Genomic DNA, 17,720 nt, shown 5'->3' on the forward strand with positions numbered 1-17,720 from the left:
GCTAACTCAGGTGTCAAAACGATCACCCCCCCACACTACCTGCGGCTTTCCGCCGAGAACCGTGCGGAGACAGGGCGTAGCCTTGTCGATACGATTAAGGATCTTATCCCGATCGTCCGTTATGGTTTATCTCCTTCCGAGTATTACTTCAGTCCCCTCTACGAAGGCGTCTCCGCGGACTACCTTTCGATCCGAGAGTATGCGCGCATAGAAAAGATCCTGAATCCGCGCCAGACAGGCGTCGTCAACTTCGATAAGTGGCACCAGTACTGCTTCTTCAAGGCGCTCGATCTGGCGACCCCCGCGGTGTTCGGCTTCATCACGGGGCGGCGGGGGATGTTGGGTGGACAGCCGTATTCGGGCGACCCCGATGAGCTGCTCACCTTTCTTGCAGCGCTGGACAAGCCGATCGTCACCAAGCCCTATGGTGGAGGTCATGGGCATGGGTTTGACCTCATCGTCGCCAGCGATCCTGCTTCGCGCACGCTGACGTTGCGCCGTGGCGGCCCGGTTGGGGTAGGGGACTACCTCGACCGGGTGGCGGGCGATCCGGAGGGGCTGATCTTCCAGCAACATGTCAAGCAGCATCAAGGACTGACGGCGTTTTCGGCGACAGCAGTCAATACCCTGCGCATCCTGACTACACTTAAGGACAGCGGTGACGTCGAATTCCCCGCCGTCATTCTCAAGATGGGGCGAGGTTCGTCGTTGATTGACAACGTGGGGGCGGGAGGGCTTGCAGCGCACCTCGACCTTGAAACCGGGGCCTTAAGCAGCGGTTTCGTGTGGCCGGGCAAGGAGACCTACGAAACCCATCCCGATTCCGGTGCGCGGATTGACGGATTCGTCGTCCCTTTCTGGCGCGAGGCACTCGCCCTCGCAGCCCGTGCCCACCAGAACCTCACCTCGGCCCGCAGTCTCGGCTGGGATGTGGCAATCACCGAGCGCGGCCCGCTGCTCATCGAAATGAACAGCTACGTCTCCATTCCCGTGTACCAGCGTCTCGGGCACTCGGTGCGGCACGGGGTGTTCCGGGCGCTTGCACGCGAAAACAACGCTTGACCGCCGTCCCGTCGGCGCCATGCAGTACAGACTCGAAGCCGATGGCCTGCGCTCCCTCTCGGTCCTCCCGGTAACCCTGTTTCATGCAGCGTTTGAGGCCTTTGCCGGCGGCCTCGTCGGTGTCGATGTCTTCTTTGTGATCAGCGGCTCTCTGATCACCCCTATCATCCTCGCCGAGTCGGCTGCAAGGCAATTCCCCCTGCCGCAATTAACGAACGGCGCGCTCGGCCTAAACTTGTGCAGGGAGAGTTGTTGTGTCAGCGATTGAGGCGACGAAGGGCTGGGTAGGCGAGCCGCTCAAGAACAAACGACTCTGCACCTGACTTGCTCCCAGATATGCGCCAGGCGAGCAGGACGGAAACTGCGTAGAGTAGTGCCCCGGCTGTGATCTTGATGACAAGCCCCAAGAATAAAGGTAAGTGCAGCAGCGGCTCGATTGCCACCACACCGCCGTACATAACCGCTGCACCAAACGCCGGCCTTGCGATGGAGCGAGCCATATCTGACGCGTTGAGCCCTGGCAGTTCGCGACACAGAAAGACCGTGAAGGCGATCAAACCGAAGGCCGCAAGAACTAAGCGCAGGCGAGCAACGGTATCCGCTCCAGCATCAGGGAAGACAAGGTAGGCCAGTGCGGCGAACAGTGCGACTTGAATCCACGCATACATCGCGATGATGCGGAATTTGCCCAGTGTCGAAAGAACGTAGAAGCCACTGCTGGTAATCGCGGTGAAACAGCCCAGAAGTGCGAGAACTTCAATGACTGGAGCCGCTGTGAGCCACTTTTCCCCTAACAGTATGGTGACGATTTCCCGTGCGACGAGGGTCATGCCTACCGCAGCTGGAACAGCGATGAGCGCTTGGACGCTCTGCGCGAGCAGGAAGACTCGCTTGAGTTCAGTGAGGTCTTCTTTCACCTTTACGAACGCAGGGAATAGCACCCGGTTGAGCGGAGCAAGCAGTTCCGATGTAGGGATCGCAGCGATCTGTCCCGCAAGGGTGTAGGTGCCCATGACGCTGGATGACTCCCGGCTGGCGACGACGATCTCATGTAGGCGAAACTGAAAGTATTGAGCAATGCTTTGTACCCACACCCACTGCGACAGTGAAAATATGTCGCGGAACTTCTCGAGGGTAAATCTGGGGTGGCGGCGATCCATGACGTAGCTGAGGATGACCCCGGTGAGGCGCCCGCCTAGCGTGCCGGCGATGAGTGCCCAGTAGGACTGAGTAATGACCGCGCCGGCCACGGTGATGACGAAGCCGGCGAAGCGCTTCGAGAACATGAAGCGGAAGTCGCGGGTGTATTGCTGGTCTTTCTGAAGCGTGATGATCCAGATGTTCTCGAGCCCCTCCAGCAGGAAGGTGAAGGCGAGGATGCGGATGACTGCAGTCAGTTCAGGGTTGTTGAAGTATTCCGCAGCGAAGGGCGCGGCCAAGAGCACCCCGACCGTCATGATCGAGGTCTGGATCAGGCGGATGGTCCATGCGGTGTCGTAGTGCGCCGGCGTGGGGGCTTTGGTCTGCATCAGCACCATATAGACCCCCATTTCCAGCAATACGTCGGCCAACGCGATGACGATGGAGGCGGTAGCGATGATGCCGAAGTCTGCCGGGACCAGGATGCGGGCCAGAATGATGGTGCTGAGCAGGCCGATGAGGCGGTCTGTCCAGCGCATGGCGATAGCGAGGAAAGCGCCATGAATGATGTTGGGTTTTGCCTGTGGCAAGAATAACTCCGGGGGTGTGAGCAGCGGTATGGGGCGGGTGGTTCGGGGCCTACTTGCCGTTGAACAGCAGACGCGCGAAGCGATTGCGGCGGATCAGCAGCGTGTGGACGAGTACCGAGAGGCCGAGGCTCACGCTTGCAATGAACAGGAACTTGGGCCAGGCGCCGATTGGATACTGCATCAGGGCGAGACCAAGTGCGACCACGATGATGTGGTGAAAGAGGAAAACCGAATACGCCGCATCGCTGAGGAAGCGGGTAAGGCGATTGTCACGGTGGAACAGGGCATGGATGAGCCGCAGGATGACGGCGACGCTGATCCAGATCATGAGGTACTCGACCGCGAGCGCCGCCTCGGCCGTCAGACCGCCGGGTCCGCGCGTGTAGTGGTCGGCAATTACCGCGAGCGGCAAGGCCCCGACGATGAACGCGACAGGCGTGCGCAGGAAGGTGTCGCGTGCTTTGGCGTGTGAATACATGAAGACGCCGACCACAAAGTAGGGGGCATAGGTCGCTAGCCGGAACAGCGACGTAAGGCCAAAGACGTCTTCGTAGGCGATGCCCGTTGCCCGTGCGGCAATGCTGAAGGACATGCTGAGCAGTGCGAGGGCTGGAAGCATCAGAACCAGAGGCGCGCCGTCGAGGCGTTGCAGATGGTGTGCAAGGGGGCGCGACAGGGGTAGCAGAAGAGCCGCCATGCCGGTGTAGAAGAGCAAGTCGACGAGGAACCAGAGATGGAACAGCGGAACGCCGTCGAGGATGGCGTCCGTTGCATCGCGGCCGCGTGCTGCCGCCATGAGCAGCTCTTGGCTGACGTTGAGGGTGAGCCACGCCGCGAGAAGGGGCAGGGCCAGGCGCGGCAGCCGCTTGCGGAGGAGTCCGTCGGCGCCGTTGCGCTGGAAGGTGAGGGCGCAGAAATACCCTGAAATCCAGAAGAAGGCTGGCATCCGGAATACGTGGATGAGTTCGGTGAAGGCGTCGAAGGCGCTGCTGCGCTGTGTGTCCCAGACGAGCCAGCCTCCGTTCGTACAGTAGATGTTTGCCGTGTGAAGGACAACGCCTAGCATCATCAGGATGCCACGTGCGGCATCGAGCGACGCGTTGCGCGCGATTGGCGTGCTGGTGGTTGGCTGGAAGGTCATGGGTTCAAATGGGGTGGGCTGACAAGGCTCGGATCGAAGGCGGCCAGCGCTTCGCGTAGTTGCAGGACCAATTGACGATAGCCTGCTGGCGAGAGATGCACGCCATCTTCTTCCCGAAGTGTTGCGAATTCAGGTGTCTGACCCGTTGCCGGGATGGGGTGCGGAACGAAACGGCACCCAGTACGAAGGGCGCAGGCGCGGACAAAGTCCTCGTTCAGACTGCTGATCAGTTGAGCGATGTGGCCTTCGCAGCGTGCGCCGTGTCGTCCGGGGTCAATGCCCTGCACGCCGAGTAAGATGACGGGCGTCGGCAACGGTACGTGATGCAGAATTTCGTCCACCGGGACGGCGGGGAGCGCGCATCGCTGCATCAAATCGTTTAGCCCGATGTTGATCAAGACTGCGCGGGCGTGGTCAAGGGACGCGTAGTCTCTCAAGCGCTGAAGCAAGCCCGGCACAGTGTCGCTGCCGAGTCCGAGATTGAGTCCGACCGGGGTCACGGACGAGACGTCGAGGCCTTGAAAGGTGCTGCTGCCGAGGAAGACGACTCGCCCGGGCGCGCTGGCGCCATCGAGCCGAGACAAGTGGCCGCGCTGCACCTGCATGAAGTCGGGCACCGGAGTGGAGCCTTTGCGCTCAATCCATACGCCCCCGAGAGCGCCCAGCACCACCCCAGCCAGGAGCGCGACTGCGGTGGCAATCAAGGGCGGCAGGGGCGGTTTCATGTGTCACCGGCTCGCTGCGGGGGCAGCAGGCGCAATTCAGGAATGGATGTCGCCGATAGCGAAAGGTGCACGTAAGGGGCTGTGCTCGCGATCATCAGTTGCAGGGTGCCCACCTTCAGGAAGGATGCGGAGAAGAGTGCCTCGATGCCGAGCCGCCGGTGGGAGTCGAGCGATTGCGGATTGGCTGTCGCGATTCTGGAATAGCTCCAGCGCACGCCCTCCTCTGCGAGGTGGCGGTTGGCGGTCGACCAGAGCCTGGCGAAGGTGCGCCCCATGCGGAAGTCGGGATGGACGAAGACGTCGTAGTCCCAAACACTCTGGCTGGGGTTGGCGAGGGTGTAGCGACAGCGCACCGTGTCTTCATCGTAATGCCCGCGTGCAAACCAGATGTAGCCTGTAAAGCGCTCGTCGGTTCGGGAGGCGATGCAGCGGTCACCGTTCGCGAAACGGCGGGCGATGATTGTCTTGGGGCGGGGAAACTGGGCGACGACGGCGTCCGCTGGCGTGATGAAGTCGATCGACGTGCGGGCGCCTTGCGGCAGAGGACGGTCTTGCGTCGTCGCCGGTACGGGTTGGGCGACGAAGTGATAGCGGATGAGTTGGATCTTGCCAGCCGAAAGCCGAGCGAGCCCCATTGCGAGCAGGTAGAGAAAGCCTTCCTTCCAGCCGAACTGACGAAGGGGGCTGGCCAGACGTGAGGCAAAGGACGTGCTCAAGGTGTCTCCGCAGGTGGGGCATGGGCGCCTGTCGCGTCTGCATGTCATACTCAGGACATGCTCCGGTCGAAGCGGCGTTTATAATACAGCGCGTTCAACGGTCGGCTGAGCCCCGAATTATGGCGTCGGCAACTATCAGCAGCTCTGGGAGTAGTCTTTGGATATCCAAAACGAAGTTCTTGCCATTCTTGACGACGTGCTGAGCCTGAAGGGCCGCGCACTTGAGTTCGATGCCTCCACCCCCTTGTTGGGTGCGGTTCCCGAGCTCGATTCAATGGCTGTGGTTGGTGTGATCAACATGCTTGAGGAGCGCTTCGGCTTCTATGTCGAAGACGATGAGATCGACGGTGCGACCTTCGCGACGGTTGGTACGCTGGTCGAGTTCGTAGCTGGCAAGACCGCCTGACGTCGTATGCCCCCGACGCAGCGTGAGGCCTTCTTCCTGTCCAGGCCGGGTGGGGGACAGTGCTTCTGCATTGTTACGGGTCCAGGCGCGTCCCAATCTCGTGGGGCAGTGCTCTACGTTCATCCCTTTGCGGAAGAGCTGAACAAGTCGCGTCGTATGGCGGCTTTGGCGGCTGCGGCGCTTGCGCAAAAAGGATGGACGGTCCTTCAGATCGATTTGTTGGGATGTGGCGACAGCAGCGGCGACTTCGAAGATGCAGCGTGGGACGCATGGCTCGCGGATATCGGTCTGGCGTATGGCTGGCTCGAGGCGCAGGGGTTTCTGTCGGTGGCGCTCTGGGGCTTGCGCGCGGGTGGTTTGTTGGCGTCGGACTGGTTGTCCAAGGCGGGGAAGACGTGTCCCGTGCTCGTGTGGCAGCCGGTCGTAAACGGCAAGCAGCACCTGCAGCAGTTCCTGCGTCTGAAAGGCGTAAGCGGAATGCTGGACGAGCATGACGCGAAGGCGGTAATGGCTGCGATGCGCGCCGAGATCGAGCGCGGTTCGGTCGTTGAGGTGGCGGGGTATCGTCTCGCGCCATCCTTGGTCGCGGGACTCGAGGCGGCGAGGCTGGATTTCCCCGATGAGTATGCTGCGCCAGTGAGGTTTCTTGAGTTGAATCCGGCGGTTGATGCGCCATGCTCACCGGCGATTTTGACACTGGCTCGGCGTTTGACCGCGCGTGGTGCAGACGTCCGCACCACGTGCGTGACGGGCCCGTCGTTCTGGCAGGCTCAGGAGATCGAGGTTAGTGAAGGTCTGCTGTGCTCGACCTCCCTTGCGATGGATGAGATGCATGGAGGTCGTTGAGCGGGCAGTCATGTTCGACTGCCGTAGTGAGAGCCTGATCGGCATCGTTTCGACGAATGACAAGCCGGCTTCGACTGGGGTCCTTGTTATTGTCGGCGGGCCGCAGTATCGCGTGGGCAGTCATCGCCAGTTTGTGAGGCTCGCCCGCCATCTAGCCCGAGAGGGCGTGCCGTGTATGCGATTCGACTATCGCGGCATGGGGGACGCTTCGGGGGAGCAGCGTAGTTTCGCCACGGTCAATGATGATGTCTGCGCGGCGGTGGATGCCTTCTTCACTGCCGTGCCCACCATGGAACGCGTGGTGCTATGGGGGCTCTGCGATGGGGCTAGCGCGGCATGCATGGCACTGTCGGCGAACGCCAAGGTCGCAGGAGTTGTTTTGCTGAACCCTTGGGTGCGGACGGGTGCCAGTTCGGCAGGGGTGATGCTCAAGCACTATTACCTGCGACGTTTTCTCGATGGGCGCTTCTGGCGTAAGCTGTTGCGCGGCGAGGTGCGGGTCCTCCGCTCGATTGCGTCGCTGGTAGCGACAGTCCTGGATCGGGCGCGGAACGAAGGGGCGTCGGGTGAATCCGCTGTGTCCGCAAGGGCGGTTAGCGTTCAGGCCAAGTCCGCGCACCTTGCGGACGTACCGCACCTGCCGCAGCGTATGCTGGTCGGGCTGACCCAGTCGTCCGTGCCGGTGGCTGTGGCACTAAGCGGACGTGACCTTGTCGCACGGGAGTTCGAGGAGCTTGCGCGGACTGATGCCGCATGGCGAGCCCTGCTTGGGTCTACACGAGTGTCTTTGAGACACTTCGAGGGCGCCGATCATACGTTCTCTCGTGCTGCGGACGTTGAGGCAGTGGAGCGCTTCACTGTCGAATGGTTGCTTGATCGCGGCTTCCTGACCGAAGTCAATGCAGCCTGAACGGCGATAAGGAGGAAGGACGGTGAATCAGCGTGTATCTCTGGCTCGATTGGCAACCATCGTAGTCGGAATTGTGTGTGCGACGGTCTCGGTGTTATCGATGCCGGCCTTCGCGCAGGATATGAGCGCCTGTGGCAGTCTGCAGTTCCATTTTGGCCCCTACGATTACCGATCGAACGCTGACAAGCACGATATCGTCGAGCGTTTCCATTTCAACCAGGATGTCCAGAACCTGCGTCGCGGGCAGACGGCCGAGACAGCGGCTGGTGATATCTCGTACGTGCTGAGGGTGTTCCCGAACCATCCACGCGCGCTCGATGCCATGGCGCGGCAGAGCCAGCGGGAGAAGAGGGCTACGCCGCGTGGAACGACCTATTCAATTGACTGCTGGTTTGAAAGGGGCATGCGGTTTCAGCCGGATGATCCGATCGTCAAGATGCTCTACGGCATTCACCTGCTGCGGATCGGCAAGCATGAAGAGGCCGTGAAGTATTTGGAACTGGCCAAGAGCACCGGGGAACCCAACGGTAATGTGCTTTATAACCTCGGTCTTGCCTATGTGAAGCTTGGCAGGTTCGAGCAGGCGCTCGAGAACGCTCATGCAGCTTATGACTTGGGTTTCCCTTTGGAAGGGCTGCGCAATCAACTGATGCGCGCAGGCAAGTGGCGAGAGGCGTCACCCGCGACGGCCGCGCAAGCACCGGTTTCCAGAGCGGCTGAAGACGCTACGCCTGAGCAGGCTGCCGAACCCTCGCCTGCCATAGAGACTGCGCCGGACCGCACCGACTGAAGCTTGGCTCCGCGGATGTTGAGCGACTAAAGAGACTCACTCTTGTCTTACTGCGTTCGGAACGGACGCAGTCGTTCCGGGTAGTTTGGAACGAAGGGCGGCCCACTCGGAAATGCTGGGTAAGCACCCGGCGAACTCACTTTCCCCCAGCCAGCTAGGCCATTGAAGATCGTGCCCATCAAATTCGATGGTGGACACTACGGATGTCGTCATCCTGCGCCGGACTTTGCGCACGCACAGCGAAGCCTTCAAGCTCGAGAACCCGATCCGGCCGATTGCGCTCCGGCGCAAGAACTGGCTGTTTGCGGGGAGCCTGCGGGCGGGCCAAGGTGCTGCTGCGATCATTAGCCTGATTCAGTCCGCGCAGCTCAACGGCCATGGGCCCTTTGCCTATCTAAAATCTGCTCGAACGGCTGCCGACCCTGAAATGCGCGAGGTCTTCGAGCGCATTGATGCGCAGTTCGTCGGTCAGCACCGGCTTGATCTGGCTGGCGTCGATGGGGTGCAACAGCAGATTGCGGTCGCTGCGCGCCCAGCTCACCGGACCTGAACTGCGGATGCGGCGCAGCGCGCGCTGCAGGAATCTGCCGCGTACTTCAGCCATAAAGGGGCCTTAGCACCTGACGCGCCCCGCAGCCGCTGGATGCCTGCACGCTGATGATGTCGGGGTTGGAGTTGGCTTCGATGATGACAATGCCGCCCTCCGATAGCGCGAAATCCCAGCCGAGGGCTGGCAGGCGGTTGAAGACCCTGGCGGCGCGCTCGACCGTCTGGCGAATCTCGGCCCATTGCGGCACCGCCATGCCGGCGATCGGCATGCGCGTGTCGGGGTTGTACTCAAAGCGCTCAAGCAGCCGGGGATAACGCGTGTTGCGCCGACCATAGGCCGCCCCGAGACGGCCCGTTGCGGGGTCGATCGTGGTGATCAAGTTGCCGGTGCTGCCACCGGAGAAGTTGTCGTGCGGGTTGTCGCCGCAGGGAATGCGGCACAACGCGTAAAGAATCTGCACCGAGTCGTCCTGCAGCCAGCTCATGATGCGCAAGGTGCCAAGCGCCTTGCCCGAGCCCAAGGCTGCCATCTGCGGATGCGGCCGGACGAATTCCTGCACCAGATAGTCGTCGCGCTGCATGTCGGAGTAAAGCTTGGCGGCGAACTCGGCAAGCTCGACCGGCTTGCCGGCGATATCGAACACCGCCCCGTGGCGTAGGCTGACGAAGCGCACACCCGTGCCAAGAGCGTCGCTCTGCGGCTTGAGGATCAGGCGCACTTCATCCTGGACGTGGAAGCGGTCGATGACGGCATCAATACTGTCGAGCAACGGGAAGTCATCGATGCCCTGGGTGCCACGCCGGGTGAGCACGGCGTGCAGCGTGGGTACCGGCAGGCCGGCTACGAGGCACAGGCGATGGAAGCGCAGCTTGTCTTCGACAGCCGGGCGTTCGGCGTGCGGGTTGATGCGGTCGAACAGCGCGGTGGTCTGCTTCTTGGTCTGGTAGTCGGCCAGTCGTGCGAACGGCTTCTGCTGCAGCTCGTACTGGGCGTATTCGGTCGCCGATAGGCCGAACGCGGCCTTGGCAGCGAGTATGCGCAGCAGGGTCAGCGGTTGGCTGACGTGCCCGCGCGCAGCGATCTGCGTCGCCGCGTCGACGTAGCTGGCCAGCCCGTAGGCGCTGGTGGTGGCGTTTGCCATGGTGCGCTAATCCTTGAGGAAAGAACGGGCGATATGCCACGGGAAGGTTACGTGAAGATCATGACGCAGTGAATCGCCCCGGGGTTCATAGGAAACCCGGGGCGATTCAGAGCCCGCGGGCGACCACGGCAGGAAAGGTGACTGCCCAAGAGAGCGATGCCTTTAGACGGTGCGGCAGTACCGGCCCCCAAGCAGCATAGTGAGCATGAGGTTGCGGTAGAGCCTGAGCGTGCCGTTTCGATTGCCGCTCAGCGCGACGTATAGGTAATCGCGCAGGAAGGCGGACAGTGTCGTGTGCCCGCGGCGCCAGAATTCGATGATCCTTGTCGCCTTGTTGGGCGAGCGGAAGCTGACCGGAAGCACGATGCCAAGCATGTGCGCTGCGCCGACGGCTATATCCGAATACCCCGAAAAATCGAAGTAGATCTAGAGCGTGTGGGCAAGCGTACCGCCCCATGCTTCGAAAAACGTAACCGACTCGCCCGCTGCTGCAGTGTTGAAGACGGGGGAGCGTATTGTTAGGCGACACCGAAAATTGCCCCCTAGCGATACGAGGCGCAGACCAAGCTGCGCCGGGTGGTGGATTTGTGCGTCCGTGCCGTTGCGCGCGGGTCCATGCCGTTGTCGAGGGCTGCCCGGACCATGGAGGCTGCAGGTGCGTCTTTCGAGGTGGTGTGCCGGGTGCTGCTGCCGTTCAAGGACGGTGTTTCAAAGAATGTGAGGATCGATGGAGTCTGACCCGATTGCCCCGTAGACTGGCTGCTCATTGAGGACAGGAGGAAGGCGGAGCATGGGGGCGCATTTGGGAGGCTTGAAGGGCAGCGCGCTGACATCGACGGGCTGGGGATTGCTGGCGCTGTGTGGTCTGACGGGCCTGGTGGTGTTTGCCCTGCGTCACCCCTTCGGCGTGGTCGCCGGGTGTGTGATCGCGACCGGCTTTGTTGCCCTGATGAGCGCACGCCGCGACGCCTGGCTGTTCTGTGTGCCGGCGCTGGCGCCCGTGGTCGATCTGGCCGGCTGGTCCGGCGCCATTCACCTGACCGAGAGCGATGCGCTGGTGATGAGCGCGCTGCTGGTGGGCAGTGTGCAGTCGATGGCCCCCATGCGTCGGGCGCGAGCCGATGTGGCGGGCAGGCGGCCCTGGCGGTTCGGCCCGCTTCAGCTCGGCGTGGTCGCATTGCTGGGTCTGAGTTTTCTGGTGTCGACGCAGTGGTCTGCGGTGGCCGAGGCGGCGGGCGATGCAGCGCTATGGATGGGGTACGGCACCGCCTTGAACGGGCCGCGCCTCGCCAAGGGTTTTCTCTGGGCCGTGTTGTTGCTGCCGCTGCTGGCGCAGGCCTTGCGCGACCGACCGCAGACGGCGACGCAGACGCTGGTGTTCGGCTTGGTGGCGGGGGCTGTGTTGGTTTCGCTGGCTGCGGTGTGGGAGCGCTGGGCGTTCACCGGTTTGTCGGACTTCGCGAGCGATTACCGTACCACGGCACTGTTCTGGGAGATGAACGTGGGCGGCGCCACGCTGGACGGCTGGCTGGCGTTGACGGTGCCCGTGGCCTTGTGGTGGGTGCTGGGTGAGCGTGATGCACGCCGGCTGGCGATCGGGGCGGGGGTGCTTGCCGTGCTGGCCTATGCGAGCTTCACGACCTTCTCCCGCGGGCTGTACCTGGGCTTGGCGGTGGGGGTTGCGGTACTTCTGCTCGCGATGCTGCGGCGTGGGGCGTGGCGGGTGTCGCTTCCGGCGGTGCTTGTGTGGGCCGGGTTTGCGGCGGCGTGCATCTGGCTGCTCGGCGGGGTGTTCCAGGCCGGCGGTTTTCGTGGGTTGGCGGCCATGCTGGGCCTTGCGTTGGCAGTCTTCGGGGTGGCACCGGTGTTCGCGCTGGCGTCGGGCGGTGCGCTGGGGGCTGCGCTGCTGCTTGCACTGGGGGGGACTGTCGCGAGCGCGATCGCCATCGTCCTTGTGCCGAAAGGGGTGTACCTCGCCTATGCATTCAATGCGGTGGCGCTGGGCTGGGCCTTGTTCGCGCATCTTCCGGTACGGCTTGAGCGTGTGGCGGTCGGTCTGGTGCTGGGCCTGCTCGGGTGGCTGGCGGCGAACGCGGTGCTGGTGAGTCACCACTGGGCCGAATCAGGCGGATTGTTGCCGGCCCTGCTGTGCGCGCTCTTCGTCCTCTTGCCGCTTGCGTGGGTGCGCTTGCAGCCCGCGCGCTGTTGGCGGCCGACGGTGCATGGTTGGGTGCTGGTTTCGCTCTGCCTGGGCGCGATGGCCCTGACTGTGGTGAGCCTCAACACCTACTACGCGGCCCAGCGCATGGAGCGTGCTGCTGCCGATCTGGAAGGCCGCTTTGCACACTGGTCCTATGCCGCATCGCTGCCGTCTGCGCAGGGGGCGCAGTGGCTCGGCGTGGGCGTGGGGCAGTTTGCCGAGGCGTATTTCTGGCACGCGCCGCAGGAGGTGTTCCCGGGGTCGCACACCCTGGGTTTCGATGCGGGGAATCCCTATCTGAAGCTGGGGGCGCCGCGTCACGTGCTGGGCTTTGGTGAGCTGTACCGGGTTTCGCAGCGCGTGTCGCCGGGCTTGGCTTCGCCCTTGCAACTGGCGGTGCGCCTGCGCGCTCCCGAGCAGGATGCCCGCCTGGCGGTCGAGGTGTGCCGCAAGCATCTGTTGTACGACGGGGGGTGCACAACAGCCGGTATTCGGGTGCCGCAGGGGAGCGCCTGGAACACCTACCAGTTGATGTTGCCCCCGGGGCGTCTCGGTGTGCCGGCTGCGGGCTTGCCACGGCTGACGGTGTTCTCGATTGCCAACGACAGTCGTGCCTTGCTCGAGGTGGACGAGCTGAGCCTGATCGATGCGCGTGGGCGTGAGCAGCTGGGCAACGGACACTTCGAGCAGGGGGCGGATTACTGGTTCTTCTCCAGCGATCGTCATCACTTGCCCTGGCATGCCAAGAACCTGTGGCTCCACTTTTTTGTGGAGCAGGGGTGGCTGGGACTGGTCGCGTTCTCGCTGTTGTGCTTGGCCGCGGCGTCGCGCCTGACGCTGGGGCGCGCGTCAGCGCACCCCTTGGCCCCGCCCTTGCTCGCCGGCCTGACCGCCTTCTTCATCGTCGGCGCCTTCGATAGCCTGGTGGACGCGCCGCGCCTGGCGATGCTCGCGTATCTGCTGATGTTCGCGGCGCTGGGGCTGCAGAGCGGGGGTGCGGCGGCACGGGCGCCTTAGCACTCGGCGCCCGGCGTCTTCCGGCGACTCCGGATTGGCTCGAGCGCTCGACGCGCGGTGCCTGCTCAGATGAGTACTTCGGTGACCGCCGGATGCCCCAGAAACCGCTGCGGACTGGCCGTGGCGCCATAGGCGCCCGACTGGTAGATGACCACCAGATCGCCCGGCTCGGCAGCGGCCAGGTTCATGCGGTCGGCCAGCAGGTCGAGCGGAGTGCATAGCGGGCCGACGACCGAGACGGTTTCCTGCACGGTTGCGTCCATGCGGTTGCCGATGGCCGCGGGGTAGTTCTTGCGGATGACCTGGCCGAAGTTGCCGGAGGCGGACAGGTGGTGATGCAGGCCGCCGTCGGTGACGAGGTAGGTGTGGCCGCGCGAGACCTTCTTGTCCAGCACCCTGGCGACGTACACGCCCGCTTCTCCCACGAGGTAGCGGCCGAGTTCGATGACGATCTCGGCGTGCGGTAGGGCTGCCTTTGCTTGCGCCACGATGTCGGCGAGGTTGGCACCGATCGGGGCGAGATCGAGCGGCTGTTCGCCCGGGAAGTAGGGGATGCCGAAGCCGCCGCCGAGGTTGAGGAACCTGACCGGCGACGGCGCGTCTTCGGCCAGCCGGCAGGCGAGCGCGAAGCTCTTCTGCTGGGCCTCGACGATGGCTTCGGGCTTGAGGTTCTGCGAGCCGGCGAAGAGGTGGAAGCCTTCGAAGGCGAGCTCGGCGCGGCCGATCGCGGCAAGCAGCTCGGGCACCTGTTCGGCATCGACACCGAACTGCTTGGGCCCGCCGCCCATCTTCATGCCCGAGGATTTCAGCTCGAAATCCGGATTGACGCGCACCGCGACGCGCGCCGGCAGGCCGAGCGCCTGCTGGGCGGCGGCGAGGATGGGCACCTCGCGGAAGGACTCGACGTTGACCAGGATGCCGGCGGCCACAGCCTGGTGCAGCTCGGCGTCGGTCTTGCCGGGGCCGGCGAAGCTGATCTCCTGCGGATCGGCGCCGACGTCCAGCGCCACCATCAGCTCGCCCGCGGACGCCACGTCGATGCCGTCGACCAGCGTCGCCATGTGGCACACCAGTGCCGGCATGGGGTTGGCCTTCATTGCAAAGTGCAGCTTGACCTCGGCCGGCAGGGCGGCGCGCAACTGCGCCACGCGGGCGCTGAGGAGGCTGCGGTCGTAGGCGTAGAAGGGCGTGCGTCCCACACGTGCGGCAATGCGGCTGAGGGGTTGGCCGTTGATGAGCAGTTCGCTGCCGGCAGCGGGGAACTGGGTCATCGGCGTGTGTTCGGGCAGCTTGCGGGTTTCGGTCATCTCGAGTCTCGATTCGGCAGGGCGGGGCGTTGCGCGTGATCCGTTGTCGGGTGGCGTGTGACGAGCGTCAGGCTGTCTCGTGTTCCCGCATCCAGAATTCCATGATCATCAGGATCCACACCATCTCGCCGTAGTAGCCGGGGTGGGCGGGCAGGTGGGTGTTCAGCAGTTCGTCGATGAACTGGGGGCGAACGATGCCGCGGCTGCGGAAGCTGCCCAGCGCGTCGGTCGCGAGCGCCTTGAGGCCCGCGTGCTGGCAGGCCCAGACACCGAAGGGCAGGCCGAAGCCGTGCTTCTTCTTGGCGATGATCTCGTCGGGCAGGAAGCCGCGCAGGGCTTCCTTGAAGAACCAGCGCAGGGTCAGGCGCTTGAGCTTCCATTCCGGCGGCAGCGTGAGCGAGAAGTCGGTGAGCTCGTCGCTGAGCAGCGGGAAGGCTACATCCACGCCGGCCAGCTGGGTGGTGCCGATGACCTTGGGCAGGTCGTTGTCGGCCAGCGTGTATTTCCAGTCGTAGTTGAGCATGCGGTTGATGTGGGCGTGGGCGTTGGTGGCCTGCCACACCTCGCGCTGCCCGCGGTAGGGGCGGTCGGTGTCGACACGCGCGATGAAGTCGGGCGCGAAGACCGTGTCCATGCCCAGTTGGACCAGCATGTTGTACATGTGGATGCGGTCGGGCATGGGCACGCGGGCCTGCTCGACGTAGCTGACGCCCTTCTTGACCACCGGAATGCGACCCATGCCGGGCAGGGCCAGCGTGGGCTCGAGCAGGCCGCGGCGCAGCAGGCCGGGCACGCCGTCGTACCAGCCGAAGACCCGCTGCTTGGCGTAGCGGGTGTTGCCGCCGAACAGTTCGTCGCCGCCGTCGCCGGCGAGCATGCGCTCGATGCCGTCCTCGCGCGCGCGGGTGGCGCAGATCCAGCCGGGCAGGGCGGACGAGTTGCCGAAAGGCTGGTCGTAGTGGGTGGCGACCTGCGGAATGCCTGCCACGAGGTCGTCCGGGGTGACGTAGTACTCGCGGTGGTCCGCGCCGAAACGCTTGGCGGCGATGCGGGCGTACGCCATCTCGTCGTAGCCGCTGGCGTCGAAACCGATCGAATAACTGCGTGCAGGCTGGCCGAGCACCTTGCACAGCATGCCGGTGACGGTGGAACTATCCGTGCCGCCCGACAGGAAGCAGCCCACGCTGGCGCCTTCGGCCTCGCGGCGTACGTCGTCCTCGATGATCTGCAGGAAGCGTGCTTTGGACTCCTCCAGGCTCGGGGTGTTGTCTTCCTCGAAGACCGCTTGCCACCAGCGCCGGCATTCGGCCTTGCCATCCTGCCACTTGAGCAGGTGGCCCTGGGGAAGCCGGAAGACGCCTTCGAAGATGGTCGTCGGCGCCGGGATCATGTGGAAGAAGAGGTACTCGAATACCGCCTGCGACGAGATCTTCCGCGGGACGCCGGGGAGCGTGTCGGCGCGGTCCGAGAAATGCAGTCGTCCCTCGTGTTCGGCATAGCAGATGGGCCAGGTGCCGAAGCGGTCGGTGGCGAGCAATGCCTGGCTGCCATCCCGGGCGATCAGGATGACGCTGAAGCGGCCGGCGGCTTGCTGCAGGGCGTCATCGCCAAGGGTGCGGAAGGCTTGCGCCCAGGCCGCAGCCGCGCCGCGCTGATCCTTGAGTTGCTGCAGGGCGGCGTCCTTGAAGCGGGGCGTGCCAAGCGCAAGGCAGACGCTGCCGTCTTCCTGGAAGACCGTTACATCCGTCCGGTAACCGATTGCACCTTGGGGAAACTGCAGACGCGCCAGCTTTTCGGGAAAGATCCGGCTGGTGTCGGTGACTGCGTCCGACGCGTGAAGAACACCACAGAACCGCTCGAGCACACTGAACTCCGTTGGCCGCGTAGGCTGGAAAGTTTCGAATCGACGGGATGATGCCGCATGAAGGCGGGATTGTCAGTGCCGAGTGCGATCCGGATATGACATAAGTGGGGAGCACGCATGCTTGGGCAGCGTCCTGGCACGCCTCGTGCATTCAGAAGTCGTTCTGCAAGGCGCCGGGCAACCCGCTTGGCGACGGGGCGAGCGGACGGGTGCCGATCGGCAGTGCGAACTCCGCTTCGGGCACGAGCGAGACGCCGCGTGCGCTGCCGGCCGGCGTGGTGAGGTGGCGCAGCAGCTTGGCGCCGTGAGGGCGAAAGTCGAGTGCGTCGGGCGCAAGGAGACCGCCCGGGGGAAGGGGCACGTTGCCCCGGAACTCGCCGCTCGCCGCCAGCGTGAAGGCACCGATGCCCGCAGTGATGTTGTTGATGCCCAGCACCTCGACATTGCCGGGCAACCTGTCGGTGAAGGTGCGCAGGAACCATGTGCCGGTCAGGCGATCGCTGAGCAGGGTGTTGTGTGACAGGTAGAGCGCGCTGTCGGGCCAGGCCTCGCCTTCTGCGCCGTAGGACACGACCGCTGGGTTCTGGGTATGGGCGCTTTGGCCGATGATGTTGCCGATGACGAAGGCCAGGCCGCCGTTGGGCAGGTCGATCTCGTAGGACGCTTCGCCTGCCGGACCGTCGAAGAGCAGGTTGTAGCGGATGTCGTTATGGCGCGCGCGCGATTTGAGCAAGTGGCCGTGATAGCCCTGATGGAAGCGGCTGCCGCTGATCTCGAAACGGGCGATGCGGCCGACGTAGAGCAGGTGGGGCAGCGAGTGCGTCTGCCGCGGGGCCTGTGCGAACAGACTGTCGCGGATGATGAGTTCCGCCTCTTCGAAGTTTGCCGTCAGCAAGCCGACCTGGTTGTCGACGAAGCTGCTGTTGCTCACTTCCAGTCGCCCACGCTCGAAGCGGACGCCGGCGCCATTGCCGTCAGCCGCGCGAGCGCCTTGGAATGCGATGTTCTCGATCCGCATGTCGCCGTTGCGGATCACCCAGATAGCCTTGCCCTCCGCGTTCTTGCCGTCGGCAATCAGCACCGGACGTTCGCCGACACCGCGGATGAGCAGGCGCTTCTGGTTCCACACCGTGACGTCGCCCCGGTACTCGCCAGGCAGGATCTCGACGATGTCGCCGTCCCGTGCGGCCTTCGCCGCATCGGCGATGCGCGTGAAGGCTTCGCCCGGACCGACGCGGATGATGGCTGCAGCGAGATCCGATGACAGGATGCAGGCGGTCATGAGAAGTGCCGCATGCGCAAGTCGGCCGGAGCG

The 17,720-nt window shown here is 63.9% G+C and carries 16 protein-coding genes and 1 pseudogene; 8 read left to right on the plus strand and 9 right to left on the minus strand.

The window, feature by feature from the left end; translation table 11 throughout:
• The first annotated feature begins 216 nt into the window (after nucleotides 1–216).
• Nucleotides 217–1,062, plus strand: coding sequence for a sugar-transfer associated ATP-grasp domain-containing protein (locus C664_RS09555; RefSeq protein WP_269745295.1), 846 nt, complete (start codon nucleotides 217–219; stop codon nucleotides 1,060–1,062).
• Nucleotides 1,063–1,081: 19 nt separating this feature from the next.
• The gene (locus C664_RS09560; RefSeq protein WP_004258487.1) at nucleotides 1,082–1,330 is read left to right on the plus strand and encodes a hypothetical protein; all 249 of its coding nucleotides are present in this window, start codon (nucleotides 1,082–1,084) and stop codon (nucleotides 1,328–1,330) included.
• Here C664_RS09560 and C664_RS09565 read toward each other — a convergent pair.
• The 4 genes from C664_RS09565 to C664_RS09580 are packed head-to-tail and all read right to left on the minus strand — an operon-like array spanning nucleotide 1,320 to nucleotide 5,374.
• The gene (locus tag C664_RS09565) at nucleotides 1,320–2,792 is read right to left on the minus strand and encodes a lipopolysaccharide biosynthesis protein (protein WP_004258490.1); all 1,473 of its coding nucleotides are present in this window, start codon (nucleotides 2,790–2,792) and stop codon (nucleotides 1,320–1,322) included. The genes C664_RS09560 and C664_RS09565 overlap by 11 nt on opposite strands.
• A gap of 49 nt (nucleotides 2,793–2,841) precedes the next feature.
• Nucleotides 2,842–3,933, minus strand: a complete 1,092-nt coding sequence (locus tag C664_RS09570) for an acyltransferase family protein (RefSeq protein ID WP_004258493.1) — start codon at nucleotides 3,931–3,933, stop codon at nucleotides 2,842–2,844.
• Nucleotides 3,930–4,658, minus strand: coding sequence for an SGNH/GDSL hydrolase family protein (locus C664_RS09575; protein WP_004258495.1), 729 nt, complete (start codon nucleotides 4,656–4,658; stop codon nucleotides 3,930–3,932). Before C664_RS09575 ends, C664_RS09570 begins: the two co-directional genes overlap by 4 nt.
• Nucleotides 4,655–5,374 (minus strand): hypothetical protein, encoded by a 720-nt coding sequence (locus C664_RS09580; RefSeq protein ID WP_004258499.1) that lies wholly within the window; start codon nucleotides 5,372–5,374, stop codon nucleotides 4,655–4,657. The genes C664_RS09575 and C664_RS09580 overlap by 4 nt, the downstream gene beginning before the upstream one ends.
• Before the next feature lie 157 nt (nucleotides 5,375–5,531).
• Here C664_RS09580 and C664_RS09585 point away from each other — a divergent pair, with 157 nt between their 5' ends.
• The 5 genes and pseudogenes from C664_RS09585 to C664_RS20660 all read left to right on the plus strand — a co-directional run.
• Nucleotides 5,532–5,780 carry an acyl carrier protein gene (locus C664_RS09585; RefSeq protein WP_004258505.1) on the plus strand — a complete coding sequence of 83 codons (249 nt, stop codon included), beginning with the start codon at nucleotides 5,532–5,534 and terminating at the stop codon, nucleotides 5,778–5,780.
• A 6-nt stretch (nucleotides 5,781–5,786) separates the two neighbouring features.
• The gene (locus C664_RS09590; RefSeq protein WP_083483080.1) at nucleotides 5,787–6,626 is read left to right on the plus strand and encodes a hydrolase 2, exosortase A system-associated; all 840 of its coding nucleotides are present in this window, start codon (nucleotides 5,787–5,789) and stop codon (nucleotides 6,624–6,626) included.
• Nucleotides 6,613–7,536, plus strand: coding sequence for a hydrolase 1, exosortase A system-associated (locus C664_RS09595; RefSeq protein WP_004258512.1), 924 nt, complete (start codon nucleotides 6,613–6,615; stop codon nucleotides 7,534–7,536). Before C664_RS09590 ends, C664_RS09595 begins: the two co-directional genes overlap by 14 nt.
• 22 nt (nucleotides 7,537–7,558) lie before the next feature.
• On the plus strand, nucleotides 7,559–8,326 hold the full coding sequence (locus C664_RS09600) for a tetratricopeptide repeat protein (protein ID WP_157354089.1): 768 nt from the start codon (nucleotides 7,559–7,561) through the stop codon (nucleotides 8,324–8,326).
• 253 nt (nucleotides 8,327–8,579) lie between these two features.
• Nucleotides 8,580–8,778 (plus strand): annotated as a pseudogene (locus tag C664_RS20660) (transposase domain-containing protein); the annotation flags it as partial.
• A gap of 144 nt (nucleotides 8,779–8,922) precedes the next feature.
• Here C664_RS20660 and C664_RS09610 read toward each other — a convergent pair.
• Both C664_RS09610 and C664_RS20830 read right to left on the minus strand, forming a co-directional pair.
• On the minus strand, nucleotides 8,923–10,017 hold the full coding sequence (locus C664_RS09610) for a sugar-transfer associated ATP-grasp domain-containing protein (protein WP_004258520.1): 1,095 nt from the start codon (nucleotides 10,015–10,017) through the stop codon (nucleotides 8,923–8,925).
• A gap of 162 nt (nucleotides 10,018–10,179) precedes the next feature.
• Entirely contained in the window at nucleotides 10,180–10,443 is a 264-nt protein-coding gene (locus C664_RS20830) for an MBOAT family O-acyltransferase (protein WP_198291512.1), read from the minus strand.
• Nucleotides 10,444–10,807: 364 nt separating this feature from the next.
• On the opposite strand from C664_RS20830, the gene C664_RS09620 reads away from it, so the two are divergent.
• A complete protein-coding gene (locus C664_RS09620; RefSeq protein ID WP_157354092.1) occupies nucleotides 10,808–13,234 on the plus strand; it encodes a hypothetical protein in 2,427 nt (808 codons plus the stop codon).
• 65 nt (nucleotides 13,235–13,299) lie between these two features.
• Here C664_RS09620 and C664_RS09625 read toward each other — a convergent pair whose 3' ends face one another.
• The 3 genes from C664_RS09625 to C664_RS09635 form a co-directional block, all read right to left on the minus strand.
• The gene (locus C664_RS09625; protein WP_004258532.1) at nucleotides 13,300–14,541 is read right to left on the minus strand and encodes a pyridoxal-dependent decarboxylase, exosortase A system-associated; all 1,242 of its coding nucleotides are present in this window, start codon (nucleotides 14,539–14,541) and stop codon (nucleotides 13,300–13,302) included.
• A gap of 67 nt (nucleotides 14,542–14,608) precedes the next feature.
• Nucleotides 14,609–16,405 (minus strand): asparagine synthetase B family protein, encoded by a 1,797-nt coding sequence (locus C664_RS09630; RefSeq protein WP_004258534.1) that lies wholly within the window; start codon nucleotides 16,403–16,405, stop codon nucleotides 14,609–14,611.
• A 151-nt stretch (nucleotides 16,406–16,556) separates the two neighbouring features.
• A complete protein-coding gene (locus C664_RS09635) occupies nucleotides 16,557–17,687 on the minus strand; it encodes a hypothetical protein (RefSeq protein WP_004258537.1) in 1,131 nt (376 codons plus the stop codon).
• Nucleotides 17,688–17,720 lie beyond the last annotated feature (33 nt).

Source organism: Thauera sp. 63 (assembly GCF_000310165.2).
Lineage (GTDB): Bacteria > Pseudomonadota > Gammaproteobacteria > Burkholderiales > Rhodocyclaceae > Thauera > Thauera humireducens.